The organism is Mesoterricola silvestris, from assembly GCF_030295405.1.
GTDB classification, from domain to species: Bacteria; Acidobacteriota; Holophagae; order Holophagales; family Holophagaceae; genus Mesoterricola; species Mesoterricola silvestris.
In genome coordinates this window covers 1078389-1091952 of the sequence record NZ_AP027080.1, presented here as the reverse complement: position 1 = coordinate 1091952, position 13564 = coordinate 1078389, and the positions used below count along the sequence as shown (strand labels likewise).

Below are 13564 nucleotides of genomic sequence, written 5' to 3'. Positions count from 1 at the left end.
TCCGCCTGGAAAAGGGGCGGGGCCGGTGTGAAACTGGGGGAATTCCCAACCGCAACCCAGCCCACGCGAGGTTCCCATGCCCCTTGGAAGGATCGAACTGGCCGGCAGGATCGTCCTGGTCGGCACCACCCTGCCCTTCTCCGCCTTTGCGCAGACGCCCGCATCGGGCTACCGGCAGCCCCCCAAAACCATCCTGGACGTCATGCGGGCGCCCTCGGCCCCGGTGCCGTACCTCAACCCCACCCGGGACCACATGCTCCTGGTGGCCTGGGAGGCCTACCCCTCCATCGGCCGGGTGGCGACGCCCTTCCTGCGCCTGGCGGGGGTGCGGGTGGAGCCGAAGAACCACAGCCGCCACGACACCCCCGGCGGCTACGGCATCACGCCCTCGGCCACCAGCTACGACCTGGTGCGCCTTTCCGACGGCGTCTCCATCCACGTGGACCTGCCCAAGGGGGGCTGCCCGGGCGGGCCCGCCTGGAGCGCCGACGGGAAGCGCTTCGCCTTTCAGAACGTCGCCGAGGATTCGGTGGAGCTGTGGGTGGGCGACGGTGCCACCGGCGCCGTGCGCCGCATCGCCGGCGCCCGCCTCAATCCCATGCTGGGCAGTGAGCTCCAGTGGATGCCCGACCAGAAGACCCTCCTGGTCAAGCTGGTCCCCGAGGGCCTCGGCGCGCCCCCCAGGGAACCCGTGATCCCCGCGGGTCCCAGCATCCAGCAGTCCATCGGCGGAAAGGGGCAGAGCAGCACCTACGAGAACCGGGACACCCTCGCCAACGCCCACGACGAGGACCTCTTCGATTACTACGGAACGGCCCAGATCGCCCTGGTGGACACCCAATCCGGCGCCATCACCCCCCTGGGCAAGGCGGACCGCCACCTGGGCCTGAGCCCGTCCCCGGACGGCGCCCACATCCTGGTGACCACCCTCCAGAAGCCCTATTCCTACCAGACCACCTTCCAGCGCTTCCCCCGGAAGGTGGAGGTGTGGGACCTGGAAGGCCGCGCCGCGGCGGCGACCCATCCCATCGCGTCCCTGCCCCTGGCCGATCGGGTTCCCATCCACGGGGAGCCCCTGGGGCCGCGCCACTTCATGTGGCGCCCCACGGACCCCGCCACCCTGGTGTGGGCCGAGGTCCTGGACGGCGGCGACTGGGACGTGAAGGTGCCCCACCGGGACCGGATCATGACCCAGAGGGCCCCCTTCACCGCCCCGCCCGCGGAGGTCTTCCGCACCGAGCAGCGGTACGCGGGCCTCGCCTGGGGTGAACGCCCCGGCACCGCCCTGCTGCACGAATACGACAACAACCGCCATTGGACCCGCACCTTCATCGTCAATTTCGATGCGCCGAAGCAGGCGCCCCGCCTGTTGTGGGACCTCTCCTCCGACGAGCAGTACGGAGACCCCGGCAACCCCGTGTGGCGCCAGCTGCCCAACGGAACCTCCGTGCTGCGGCAGGAGGGGGATTCCATCTTCCTGGCCGGGGCCGGCGCCTCCCCCGCCGGGGAACGGCCCTTCCTGGACCGCCTGGATCTCCGCACCCTGAAGACCGAGCGCCTCTTCCGCAGCGGCAAGACGGAATTCGAGCGCTTCCTGGCGTTCACGGGCCCGGGCTCCCGGACCTTCCTCACCTGGCACCAGACCCCGGCCGATCCCCCCAACGCCTTCCTGCGCACCCTGGGCGCCGCCCGCAAGGCCCCCGCGGGCGAAGCGGCCTTCGAGTCCACGTCCCGGCCCTTCACCCACATCCCCGATCCCACCCCCGCCGTCCGGGAGATCAAGAAGCGCCTGGTGACCTACAAGCGCGCCGACGGCCTGGACCTCTCCTTCACCCTCTACACGCCCCCGGGGTACAAAGAGGGCACCCGGGTGCCCACCATCCTCTACGCCTACCCCCTGGACTACGCCGACCCCTCCAAGGCCGGGCAGATCACCGGATCCCAGTACACCTTCACCCGCCTGCGGGACTACCGCCTCCTGCTCATGGCCGGCTACGCCATCATCGACGACGCGTCCTTCCCCGTGGTGGGCGATCCGAAAAAGGCCTACGACACCTACCTGGAGCAGCTGGTGGCCGACGCCAAGGCCGCCGTGGACAAGGCCGTGGAACTGGGCGTGGCCGACCCCGCGCGCATCGGCGTCACCGGCCACAGCCACGGCGCCCTGATGACCGCCAACCTCGTGGCCCACTCCGGCCTCTTCCGCGCCGGCGTGGCCACCAGCGGCTCCTACAACAAGACCCTGACCCCCTTCGGCTTCCAGAACGAGCGCCGCTCCGTGTGGGAGGCCCCGGAGGTGTACCGCCAGGTGTCCACCTTCTTCTTCGCCGACAAGCTCAAGACCCCCCTCCTCATCGTCCACGGCGCCGACGACGCCAACCCCGGCACCACCCCCCTGCAGGCCACCAAACTCTACGAAGCCATCCGCGGCAACGGCGGCACCACCCGCCTCGTCATGCTCCCCCACGAGCCCCACTGGTACACCGCCCGGGAATCCAACGAGCACCTGGTCTACGAGATGCTCACCTGGTTCGACACCTACGTGAAGAACGCCCCGCCCCGCCCATAGGTGTTCCAACAGGTAGGGCCGGCCCACCCTTGGCGCCCGCGGCAAGCCCGCCGCGGGCGCCTGCCGTATCCAGGGTAGAATCCCCCCATGTTCCACCTTCGCCCCTTCCCCACGCTGGCCTTCGCCCTGGGGGTGTTCACGTCGCTTTTCTCGGTGATCAACCCCACCAGCGCCGCCGTCATCTTCTCCGGGCTCACCGCCGGGTGGGACCGGGCGCGGGTGCGCCAGACCGCGTTCCGGGCCAGCTTCACGGCCACCTGCGTCATGGTGGGCTTCGCCCTGCTGGGCAAGGTGGTCTTCGGGGTCTTCGGCTTCACCTCCCTGGCCATGCGGTTCGTGGGGGGCTTCCTGGTGATGTGGTCCGCCTTCGGCATGCTCTACGGCGAGGACCCCCACGTGAAGGACGCCGAAGGCACCGCCCGCGAGGACATCGCCATCATCCCCCTGGGCATCCCCATGCTGGCCGGCCCCGGCACCATCTCCACCGTGATGGGCTTCATCGCCGGCCTGAGCATCTCCGAGGCCCTGGTGCTCCTGGCCGCGATCCTCGTCAACGGATGGCTGATCCACCTGTTCCTCCTGCAGGCCCGCTGGATCACCGACAGGCTGGGCCCCACCGGCACCAAGATCGTCACCAAGCTGATGGGACTGATCCTGGCCGCGGTGGCCATGCAGTTCCTCATCAACGGCGTAAAGGAAGTCGCCAAGGAGATCCGGAATCCCGTTGTGACGGCGGAAAGTTAACCTAGGTCCTGAATCGCTAGTGATCTGGCTCCAGCTCTGACCTGACGTTCCTTATCCTGCCTTTTCCCCTGGATCCTGTTTATCCCCGTTTGAACCTCGCTGGGAGTTGTCGCCACCTTTGGGTCGAGGACGTCGAGGGACATGCGCTCCGACACACCTCTGCGTCAGCCCTGCGGAAACCGGGATGAACGCCGATCGAGGGGATGAACTGGGATCCCCTCAACCTGGAACAGCCCCTTCATCACGGTTTCAGGGCAGCTAGGGTTTGCCGACCCACTCTAGATCATCCAGGACGACCAGGAGGGGCTGTACGCGCCGTGGATCTGGGTCGCGGTGTACTGGGAGAGCTGCGTGACCATGGCTCCCGCCGGGACGCTCTGGGTGAGCCAGACGTTGCCGCCGATGGTGGAGCCGCGGCCCAGGGTGATGCGGCCGAGGATGGTGGCGTTGGAATAGATGGTCACTTCGTCTTCCACGATGGGGTGGCGGTCCACGCCCTTGATGGGGTTGCCGTGCTCGTCCAGGGGGAAGCTCTTGGCGCCCAGGGTGACACCCTGGTAGAGGCGGACCTTGCGGCCGATGATGGTGGTCTCGCCGATGACCACGCCGGTGCCGTGGTCGATGAAGAAGCCCTCGCCGATGCGGGCGCCGGGGTGGATGTCGATGCCGGTGACGCTGTGGGCGTGCTCGGTGATCATGCGGGGGATGAGGGGGACCCCCAGCACGTGCAGTTCGTGGGCGAGGCGCTGGCTGGTGATGGCCAGGATCCCGGGGTAGCAGAAGATGGCCTCGTCGGGGTTGGTGAGGGCGGGGTCGCCCTCGTAGGCGGCCTCCACGTCGGTGCCCAGCATCCGGCGCACGTCGGGAAGGCGGGAAACGAAGGCCTCGGCCAGGGCGCGGGCGTGGTCCTGGCCGTCGCAGGCCTCCCCGCCGTTGCCGGAGGTGGCGCAGAAGCCCCTGCGGATCTGTTCCTGGAGGCCGTGGAGGATGCGGTCCAGGGTCGCGCCGGCGTGGAAGCCCATGGTCTCCGCCGTGAGCTCCGAGGGGCCGAAGTAGCCCGGGAAGAGCACGGACCTCAGGTCCTCCACCAGGTCCACCACCGCCTGCCGGGAGGGGAATTCCCGGCGGAGGTTGGGCTTGGAGTGGGCCCCCTCCCAGCCCATGCCCGCGCAGCAGAGGGCTTCCACCAGGGGACCCAGCGCAGCGGGATTCCCTGGTTCCGGTCGCGTTCCTGGGTTCATGGGGATCCTCGGGGAAGTTGAGGATCCAGAATACACAACGCGCCAAGGAACACCGGGGCGGGCCTTCGCGATTATGAAAATCATATTATTTCGAAATTCAGCAATAGCGGCAAAGGTGCATCCAGAAGATATTTTGTTCCCTGCCCCTCGCCAATTTTTGCGGGGAGACTATTATTGGTTTATTAAGTCCCCAGGCAGGACCCCATCGGCTCCAGGAGGAACCATGCCCATGCGCACCGGGTGGATCATGCTCTACCTCACCACCACGTGGATGCTCCACCCCCACCTCCGCAACGGCCCGCCCTGGGGGGACCTGCGGCCGACCCCGGCCCAACGCCCCATCGCCCTCACCCAGGGCCATGGGGAACTCCGGCGCCCGGAGAAGCCGGGGGAGGCCTTCCACCTCATCCTCCCGGGCCTCCAGAGGTCCCCCCGGGACCTTTCCGGCCCCCCGGGCGGGTTCCGGTTCTGATCAGGCGCTTACGGGCCGGGCGCTCAGCACATAGGCATGGATGGCCGCGGCCACCTGGCGGGCGGTATGCCGTTCGTTGTTGAACACCGCATCATAGTAGGCGGGATCGGCCACATTGGCGCCCAGGCGCTCCGCGATGAACTGCTCCCGCTGCCGGGATTCCTGCTTCATGAGGTGTTCCGCTTCCGCCCGGCTGATGCCCGTGCGGCGCACCAGGGATTCCACCCGCCACCCGTGGCTGGCGTCCAGCCTGAAGTGGAACGCGTTGTCCAGGCCCCGGCACAGGATGGCCCCGCCCCGCCCCACGATGATGGCGTTGCCCTGGCGGGCGATGGCCAGGACCGCCGCGGCCACCTTGTCGAACAGCTCGTCGTGGGTGATGCCGCCCCGGGGATGGAAACCGAAGGCCTCCAGGGACCGGGTCGCGTCCCCCAGGTCGTCCAGCAGGGCCAGGGCGATGCCCTCGTCCTGGGCCACCTTGTCCAGGAGGGCCTTGTCGAACACGCTCCAGGGCTCGCCGCCCCCTTCCGCGAACAGCTCCTGCAGGCGCTGCGCCACGGCGAAGGCTTCGCACCCGTAGGACCGGGACAGGGTGATGACCGGCCCGCACCGCACCGGGAGGGGGGCGCGCATGCGGCGCTCCTGGATGGCCACCCATCCCGACATGCGTTCTTCCACGCTGGAAGGCAGGTTGGATCCGGGCTTCATGGCGCGCCTCCTGGGATGCAGGCAGGGACTCGTTCCGTAGGACCACCGCTATTATAGGCTCCTAGGCGGCGCCATCCACCTCCACCCGGTCGCGGCCGCCCTGCTTGGCCCGGTAGAGGGCAGCGTCGCTGCGGGCCAGGAGGTCCTCCAGGGGATCCCGGGCCTGGGCACGGCTGGCGGCCAGGCCCACGCTGACGGTGTAGGGCACCGTGGCGGATCCCGCATGGCCCACCTCCTCCCGGATGCGCTCGGCCACGTGGAGGCCCTCGGCCAGCGAGGAATTGGGCAGGAGCAGCACGAACTCCTCCCCGCCGTACCGGCAGTGGAGATCGAATTCGCGGATGGTGCGGCGCAGCACCGCGGCCAGGTGCAGGATCACCCGGTCCCCGGCGGCGTGCCCGTGGCGGTCATTGACGGCCTTGAAGTGATCGATGTCGATGAAGAGAAGGGAGGCCTCCAGGCCGTACCGCTGGTGGTAGGCCAGGACCCGGGCGGCCTGGGTGCTGAAGCTGCGGCGGTTGGATAGCCCGGTGAGGGAGTCCTGGGTGGCCAGTTCCCGCAGCTCCCGGTCCGCGTCCTCCTTGGCGATGAGCAGGACCACCGCCCCGCCCAGCACCATCATGAGGATCAGCAGGAAGAAGGTGAGGCTCTGCACCAGGCCCGTGGAATAGAGATTGAAGGAAGGGTCGAAGCCGGCCAGGACGCCCCGGGCCGCCAGGACCCCGATGAAGGTGAGGTTGCCCGCCCCCAGCACCCGGCGGAACGCCGATTCCCGGGGATCCACCACGAAGAGCACCGAGGGGATCGCCATGCAGACCGCGACCCCCAGGCTCGTGGCCGCGGTGCGGTAGCCCGGGGCCCTCAGGAAGGCGGTGGCCAGGTTCATCGCCAGGAACGCCGCGAAGGAAAGGGCGAAATGCATCCGGCGCGCACCGGGGTGGTGGATGCGGGCCAATTCCAGCGCCACCAGGGATTCCATGAAGAAGCCCGCCAGGAGCAGGTTGTTGGCCGCCAGGACGGTGAAGGCGCCCGGCAGCACCCCCCGCTGGAGCATCAGCAACCAGGCCAGGGACTGCAGGAGCCGGGCCAGGGCATAGCAGCGCAGGGGATGCCGGTGGCCGGATTCCGCCGTGAACCCCTCGAACACGAAGATCAGCCCGGCCATGGCGGCGTTCCCGGTGAAGAGGAGCACCAGGACGGTTCGGACGTCCAGGGCGAAGATGGCCGCGAGCGGCGGGGTCATGGGGTTCCTGTGGGGTGGCCGGCCTTTGAACGTGTGGAAGTTCAATATTCGGTTCCGCCCCTTGCCAGGTCAATAGCCCCAATGACGCCACGGTAAAAAAAAGATGTTATTTCCAGCTCATATCCATTTCGTCCGAGACGGGGCCTCACTCGCTTCGCTTGAGGGCCGAGGCGGCGTGCCCCGTCAGGCCCTCGGCCCGGGCCAGGGCGGCGGCCTGACGGGCCAAGGGCTGGCGGCCCCCGGGAAGCGTGCGCTGCCAGGTGAGGAGTTTCAGGAAGGTGGCCACGGAGACGCCGCCGGTGAAACGGGCGGCGCCCGAGGTGGGGAGGATGTGGTTGGTGCCGCTGCCGTAGTCCCCGAAGACCTCGGCGGCGTCCTCCCCCACGAAGAGGCTGCCGTAGCTGCTGAAGCGCCCCTCCAGGGCCTCGGCCCGGGCCCCCTGGAGTTCCAGGTGCTCGGGGGCCAGGGCGTCGGCCAGGGCCACGGCCTCGGCGTCGTTGGCCAGGAGCACGGCGAAGCCGTTGCGCAGGCTGTCCCGGGCGGGGGAATCCGGGGGCAGGGCGGCCAGCTGGCCCTTGAGCTCGCCGTTCACCGCGGGAATGAGGGCGGCGTCGAAGACGGCCAGCAGGGGGCGGGCGTCGGGGTCGTGCTCGGCCTGGGCCAGGAGGTCGGCGGCGATCCAGGCGGGACGGGCCCCCTGGGAGGCGATGACCAGGAGTTCGCTGGGGCCCGCGGGGAAGTCGATGCCCACGTCGCCGTAGAGGAGGCGCTTGGCGCCGGTGACGAAGCGGTTGCCGGGGCCCACCACCAGGTCGGCCCGGGGGACCCCCGCCAGGCCCCAGGCCACGGCGGCCATGCCGTGCACCCCGCCCAGGTCGAAGACCCGGTCGGCGCCGGCCAGGGCCGCGGCGGCCAGGGTCACGGGGTGGAGGCGGGGGCTGAGGACGAGGACCTCCTTGACCCCCGCCACCCGCGCGGGGACCACGCCCATGATCACGGAACTGGGCAGCGGGTAGCGGCCCCCGGGGGCGTAGCACGCGGCGCGGCCCACCGGCAGCACCCGCTGGCCCAGCTCCATGCCGTCCACCTCGGTGCTGAAGTCCCGGAAGCTCTCCTTCTGGGCCCGGGCGAAGATCCCCACCCGGCGGATGGCCTCCTCCAGGTGGCCGCGCAGTTCGGGGTGGAGCTTGCCGGGGGCCTCCCGGACCTTGTGGGGATCCACTTCGAAGGGGCCGCCCTTGAAGCCGTCCAGCTTGCGGGCCCAGTCGAACACGGCCTCGTTGCCGCGCCGGCGGATATCGTCCAGGATGGTTCCCACCTCGGGAGGCACGGGCGGGAACACGGTGCCGGCCTGGTCCATGGCCTTGGCGAAGGAGAGGGTCTTCAGCATCGGGGCGCTCCTTTGGCGTTGCCGGGCTTGCGGGTGTCGGTGGTGGCCCGGCGTTCCAGTTCGCGCAGCACCTGCTCCATGCGAACCCCGCCCTTGGCGAGCCGGACCATGAGGAAGTAGAGCAGATCGGCCCCCTCCCACACCAGTTCATCGGGCGTGGCGGCCTCGGCCATCTCGGCGGCCTCCTCCTGGAGCTTGGCGGCCAGGAGGCCCTCCTCCCGGTAGAGGCGGGCGGTGTAGCTGCCCGGGGCGGCCTCCTCCAGGCGGGAGCCCAGGGTGGCCTCCAGGTCGGCCAGGGCGAATTCGGCCCGGCCGAAGCAGGTGCCGCTTCCGGTGTGGCAGGTGGGACCCTCCTGGCGCACCACGAAGCGCAGGGTGTCCCGGTCGCAGTCCGCCTCCACCCGCAGGAGCTCCTGCCCGTGGCCGCTCTGTTCCCCCTTCTCCCAGCGCCCGCCCCGGGAGCGGGACCAGTAGACGCCCCTGCCCCGCTCCAGGGCCTCCCGGAGGCACTGGGGATTCTCGTAGGCCACCATGCGCAGCCTTCCGGCCTCGTCCATGACCGCCGCGGGGATGAGCCCGCCCTGCTTGTCCCAGTCCAGGCAGGCCAGGAAGGCCCCGGCGGGATCCAGGAGGCCCTTGTACAGGGCCATGCCCACCTGGGCGTCCACCCCCAGGCGGTCAAGGGCGGCCACGTCCTCCACCGTGGTGACGCCGCCGGCGTAGACGATGGGGAGCTTCGTGGCGGCCCGGGCGGCCTTGGCGGCCTCCCAGTCCACGCCCTCCAGCCGGCCCTCCTTGTCCACGACGGTCATGAGGAAGCCCCCGCAGAAGGGGTCCAGGCGCCGGAGGCGGTCCAGGGGGGCCTCGGCCTCGTCCTCCTTCCAGCCCCGGGACTGGAGCTTTCCGGCCCGCTGGTCCACGGCCACCAGGGTTCGCTCCCGGGGGAGCTTCTTCAGGAGCTCCTCGGAGGCGGCGGTGCCCAGGATGATGGAGGCCGCGCCCGCCCGGAGCAGCTCGTGGGCGCGCTCCGGGGTGCGAACGCCGCCCCCCACCCGGCACCGGGCCACGGCGCAGAGCTCCTTCACCAGGCCCAGGTTGTCGCCCTGGCCCAGGGCGGCGTCCAGATCGATGACGGCCAGGTCGCCGTACACCCGCCAGCGCCGGGCCAGCCCCAGGACGTCCTCCACCTCCAGGACCTTGGTGCGGCCCCCCACCAGTTGCACGGCCTTGCCGTCCATGAGATCGATGCTGGGAATCAGCATGGGCGCACCTCCACGCCCTCCCGGGCGAGCTGTTCCTTGAGCCGGCGCACCGTGAGGCCGCCGGTGTGGAAGATCCCCGCCGCCAGCACCGCGTCGGCGCCGGCCCCGAAGGCCTCCACCGCGTGGGCGGCCTCCCCGAAGCCGCCGCTGGCGATGAGCGGGACCCGCAGCCCCCGGGAGGCCCGGCGCAGCACGTCCAGGTCGTAGCCCGATCCGGTGCCGTCCCGGTCCATGCTGGTGAGCAGGACCTCGCCGGCGCCCCGGTCCTGGGCCTCGGCCAGCCACGCCCCCAGGGTGAGCTGGGTGAGGGTCCTCCCCGCGTCCACGGCCACCAGGATCCCGTAGGCCGGGCGCCGCACGTCCACGGCCAGGACCACGCACTGGCTGCCGAAGCGCGTGGCCAGTTCGGTGATGAGCTCCGGGCGGCGCACGGCGGCGGAATTCACGGCCACCTTGTCGCAGCCCGCCATGAGCAGGGCCTCGGCGTCGGCCACGGTGCGGATGCCGCCCCCCACGGTGAAGGGGATGAACACCTCCCGCGCCACCGCCTCCACCATCCTCACCGCGGTGTCGCGCTTCTCGATGCCCGCCGTGATGTCCAGGAACACCAGTTCGTCGGCGCCCTCCGCGTCGTAGCGCGCCGCCAGTTCCACGGGGTCGCCGCTGTCCCTGAGGTTCTGGAACTGGACGCCCTTGACGACCCGGCCGTTCTTCACGTCCAGGCAGGGAATGATCCGCTTCATGACCATGCGAGCGCCTCCTTGAGCAGGTTCAGGCCGTAGGCGCCGCTCTTTTCGGGGTGGAACTGGAAGCCGGCGAGGCTCCCGCTGCGGAAGCCCGCCAGGAAGGGGCGGCCGTACCGGGCCGTGGCCACCTGGGCGGGGCGGTCGCCGGAGAGGCCCGGCAGGAAATAGGAGTGCACGAAGTAGGCCGCGCCGGAGAGCTCCCCGAATTCCACGGCGCTCCAGCCCATGTGGGGCACCTTGAGGGCCGGGTCCGCGAAGAGCTCGCTGCGCCCCGGCAGGAGCCCCAGGCCCTCGGTCTCCGGCGCCTCCTCCGAGCCTTCGAACAGGAGCTGCATGCCCAGGCAGATGCCCAGCAGGGGCCGGCCCAGGCCGGCCCGTTCCCGCAGGGAGGCGCCCAGGCCCCGCCGGGCCAGTTCGGCCCCGGCGTGGCCGAAGTTCCCCACACCCGGCAGGATGAGCCGGTCCATGGCCAGGACGTCCTCCCGGGCCGAGACGCGCCGGGATTCCAGGCCCAGGAATTCCAGGGCGTTCTCCAGGCTCCGGAGGTTCCCGCAGCCGTAGTCGACGATGCCGATCACCGCAGCACCCCCTTGGTGGAGCGCAGGCCGTCGCCTTCGCCCATGGCCTCCCGCAGGGCGAACCCCACGCCCTTGAAGGCGGCCTCGGCCATGTGGTGGGCGTTCTCCCCGGTGACCTTGAGGTGCAGGGTGAAGCGGCCCTCCAGGGCCAGGGTGCGGAAGAAGTGGATGATGTTCTCCGTGGCCAGGCCGCCCAGGACCGGGGCCGGGAACGGGATGTCCACCACGGGGTAGGGCCGGCCGCCGATGTCCAGGGCCACGGTGGCCAGGGTCTCGTCCATGGGCAGCAGGCGCTGGCCGTAGCGGGCCCGGCCCTCCCGGCCCCCCAGGTGCGCGTCCAGGGCCCGGCCCAGGGCGATGGCCACGTCCTCGGCCAGGTGGTGGCCGTCGCCCAGGGGCATGAGGTCCTCGGCCTCCAGGGCGAGGCCCAGGCCCCCGTAGAGGTTGAGCTGGTCCAGGAAGTGGGTGAGCATGGGCAGGGACGTGGTAACGGCGCCCCCGGACCCCAGGGTCAGGACGACCCGGGTCTCCTTGGTGATGCGTTCGAAGCGGGTCATGGGCGGCCTCCCAGGAATGCGGTCTCGAAACAGGCGGCGTCCGCGGTGGAGGCCACGCTCACCCGGCACCAGCCGGCCATGGACGGGCCCATGTCCCGCACGAGGATGTTGGCCTCCCGGAGCCTCGCCGCGGCGCCCGGGCCGAGCTCCGCCAGGAAGAAATGGGCGTCCGACGGGATGGTGCGGTACCCCGCGCCCTCAAGCCGGTCCTGCAGGGCGCGCCGCGCGGCCACGGCGGCGGAGACGCGGTCCCCGAACCGGGTGTCCCGCTCCAGGAGGCGGACCCCCAGGGCCGCGGCGACGGCGTTGACGTTGAAGGGGGAGCGCACCGCGTCCAGCCTTTCCGCCAGTTCCCGGGAGGCGAGGATGAACCCGCAGCGAAGGCCCGGGACGCCGTACGCCTTGCTCAGCGTCCTCACGATCACCAGGTTGGGCCAGGCCCCCAGGAGCCCGGCGAAGTCCTGCCCGCAGTAGGGACCGTAGGTCTCGTCCAGGAGCACGGGCCGGCCCTGGGCCAGGATCCGCAGGAGGGCCTCCTCGGAGATGCGGCGCCCCGTGGGGTTGTTGGGGCTGGTGAGGGCCACCATGGAGCCCTCCGCGGCCAGCACGCCCTCCACGTCCAGGTCCCAGTCCGCGTCCATGGGAACCTCGGTGATGGGGACCCCGAGCTGGTCCGCGTAGACGCGGTACATGGAGAAGGCGGGCACCGGCAGCACCATTCCGCCCCCGGCCAGGATCCTCTGGAGGAGCAGGATGCCCTCATCGGCCCCGTTGACGGGCACCAGGCATTCCGGTTCCACCCCGTAGGCCCGGGCGGCGCATTCCTTGAGGGCGCCGTACTCGGGGTAGCGGGAAAGGCAGTCGCCCAGGTCCACCGAAAGGAGATCCGGCCCGGGCGCGGGCCCCTCGTTGAAGTCCATGCGGATGAAGGACCCGCGGCCCTCGGGGTAGCGTTCGCCGGCGCTCATGACACCACCTTGCTGAAGGAGAATTCCAGGATATCGGTGGCGCCGGCGGCCTTGAGGAGGGGGATGAGGCGGCGCACCTCCTTGGCGGGCACGGCGGACTTCACCGCGAAGCCGCCCTCCCCCGCCAGGGGCATCACGGTGGGCATGCGCATGCAGGGCAGGATCCCCAGGACGGCGTCCAGGTTTGAGGCGGCCACGTTCATCTCCAGCATCACCCGCTTGCGGGCGTCCAGGACGGAATTGAGGAGCAGGAGGAGCTCGTCCACTTCGGCCCGCTTGCCCAGGCGGGGATTGGCGATGAGCCGGGTGGAGGAGGTCAGGAGGGTGTCCACGATCTCCAGGTCGTTCTCCACCAGGGTCCTGCCCGTGGCGGTGTTGTCCACGATCATGTCGGCGTCCTCGGGGGGGAACACCTCCGTGGCGCCGTGGCTGCGCACGAAGAGGTAGTCGAAGCCCTCCCTGTCCAGCCAGGTGCGGGTGATGCGCTCGTACTCGCTGGCCACCACGATGCGCCGGCTCCGCAGGGTGGAGAGGCCGGTGCGGGGCGCGGCGGCCACCAGGCGCACCTTGTCCAGGCCCGTGTCCAGGATATCGTCCACCTCGGCGCCCAGTTCCACCACCCAGTCGTGGCCCGCGAAGGCCAGGTCGTGCCGGCCCAGCTCCACCATCCGGACGATGTCCTGGGGCTTGAGCAGCTTGAGCTGGAAGCGGGGATCGGCGCACGCGGGCCGGTAATTGCGGCCGTTGGCCAGCACCTTGAAGCCGGCGTCCTCCATGAGGCGAAGGACCCCCTCGGCCATGCGGCCCTTGGGAATCGCCAGGTTGATCGTGTCCATGTTCTCTCCAGAAAAGAAAAAGCCCCGGAGGTTCTCCGGGGCGAGGGTTCAGGCTTGCAAGGCCCGGCCTAGCCCGGATGGGGCGAATGGGCGTGATGGTGGATGGGCTGGTTCATGAAATGTCCCTTGAATGCGAGAACCCCCCGGGGGTCGGCCGGGGGGTTCGTGCTGGGTCGCCTTGTTTCGTTCAGCGCCTGCCGCATGCCCCTGCCGCCCCGTGGGAGGCGCGATGGTGGGGATGATGGAGGGC

At 70.4% G+C, this 13564-nt stretch carries 13 protein-coding genes; 3 read left to right on the top strand and 10 right to left on the bottom strand.

The window, feature by feature from the left end; translation table 11 throughout:
- Positions 1-76 precede the first annotated feature (76 nt).
- Together R2J76_RS04605 and R2J76_RS04600 are read left to right on the top strand one after the other, a co-directional pair.
- Positions 77-2569: a S9 family peptidase gene (locus R2J76_RS04605; RefSeq protein ID WP_316414629.1), complete on the top strand. Its 2493-nt coding sequence runs from the start codon at positions 77-79 to the stop codon at positions 2567-2569.
- Between the two features lie 87 nt (positions 2570-2656).
- A complete protein-coding gene (locus R2J76_RS04600) occupies positions 2657-3313 on the top strand; it encodes a MarC family protein (RefSeq protein ID WP_316414628.1) in 657 nt (218 codons plus the stop codon).
- Positions 3314-3591: 278 nt separating this feature from the next.
- Here R2J76_RS04600 and R2J76_RS04595 read toward each other — a convergent pair whose 3' ends face one another.
- Complete coding sequence (locus tag R2J76_RS04595) at positions 3592-4554, bottom strand: serine O-acetyltransferase (protein ID WP_394366784.1); 963 nt, start codon at positions 4552-4554, stop codon at positions 3592-3594.
- A 223-nt stretch (positions 4555-4777) separates the two neighbouring features.
- Here R2J76_RS04595 and R2J76_RS04590 point away from each other — a divergent pair, with 223 nt between their 5' ends.
- Positions 4778-5026 (top strand): hypothetical protein, encoded by a 249-nt coding sequence (locus R2J76_RS04590; RefSeq protein ID WP_316414626.1) that lies wholly within the window; start codon positions 4778-4780, stop codon positions 5024-5026.
- Here R2J76_RS04590 and R2J76_RS04585 read toward each other — a convergent pair whose 3' ends face one another.
- From R2J76_RS04585 to hisG, 9 genes are all read right to left on the bottom strand, one after another.
- Complete coding sequence (locus tag R2J76_RS04585; RefSeq protein WP_316414625.1) at positions 5027-5734, bottom strand: cytidylate kinase-like family protein; 708 nt, start codon at positions 5732-5734, stop codon at positions 5027-5029.
- A gap of 61 nt (positions 5735-5795) precedes the next feature.
- Positions 5796-6977, bottom strand: coding sequence for a GGDEF domain-containing protein (locus R2J76_RS04580; protein ID WP_316414624.1), 1182 nt, complete (start codon positions 6975-6977; stop codon positions 5796-5798).
- Between the two features lie 145 nt (positions 6978-7122).
- Positions 7123-8367 (bottom strand): histidinol dehydrogenase, encoded by a 1245-nt coding sequence (gene hisD, locus R2J76_RS04575; RefSeq protein WP_316414623.1) that lies wholly within the window; start codon positions 8365-8367, stop codon positions 7123-7125.
- Positions 8361-9629: a phosphoribosyl-ATP diphosphatase gene (hisE, locus tag R2J76_RS04570; protein ID WP_316414622.1), complete on the bottom strand. Its 1269-nt coding sequence runs from the start codon at positions 9627-9629 to the stop codon at positions 8361-8363. Before hisE ends, hisD begins: the two co-directional genes overlap by 7 nt.
- Positions 9623-10378, bottom strand: coding sequence for an imidazole glycerol phosphate synthase subunit HisF (hisF, locus tag R2J76_RS04565; RefSeq protein ID WP_394366783.1), 756 nt, complete (start codon positions 10376-10378; stop codon positions 9623-9625). The genes hisE and hisF overlap by 7 nt, the downstream gene beginning before the upstream one ends.
- On the bottom strand, positions 10369-10953 hold the full coding sequence (gene hisH, locus R2J76_RS04560) for an imidazole glycerol phosphate synthase subunit HisH (protein ID WP_316414620.1): 585 nt from the start codon (positions 10951-10953) through the stop codon (positions 10369-10371). Before hisH ends, hisF begins: the two co-directional genes overlap by 10 nt.
- Positions 10950-11510, bottom strand: coding sequence for an imidazoleglycerol-phosphate dehydratase (gene hisB, locus R2J76_RS04555; protein ID WP_316414619.1), 561 nt, complete (start codon positions 11508-11510; stop codon positions 10950-10952). Before hisB ends, hisH begins: the two co-directional genes overlap by 4 nt.
- A complete protein-coding gene (locus R2J76_RS04550; protein WP_316414618.1) occupies positions 11507-12478 on the bottom strand; it encodes a pyridoxal phosphate-dependent aminotransferase in 972 nt (323 codons plus the stop codon). The genes hisB and R2J76_RS04550 overlap by 4 nt, the downstream gene beginning before the upstream one ends.
- Complete coding sequence (gene hisG, locus R2J76_RS04545) at positions 12475-13314, bottom strand: ATP phosphoribosyltransferase (RefSeq protein ID WP_316414617.1); 840 nt, start codon at positions 13312-13314, stop codon at positions 12475-12477. The genes R2J76_RS04550 and hisG overlap by 4 nt, the downstream gene beginning before the upstream one ends.
- Positions 13315-13564: the final 250 nt, after the last annotated feature.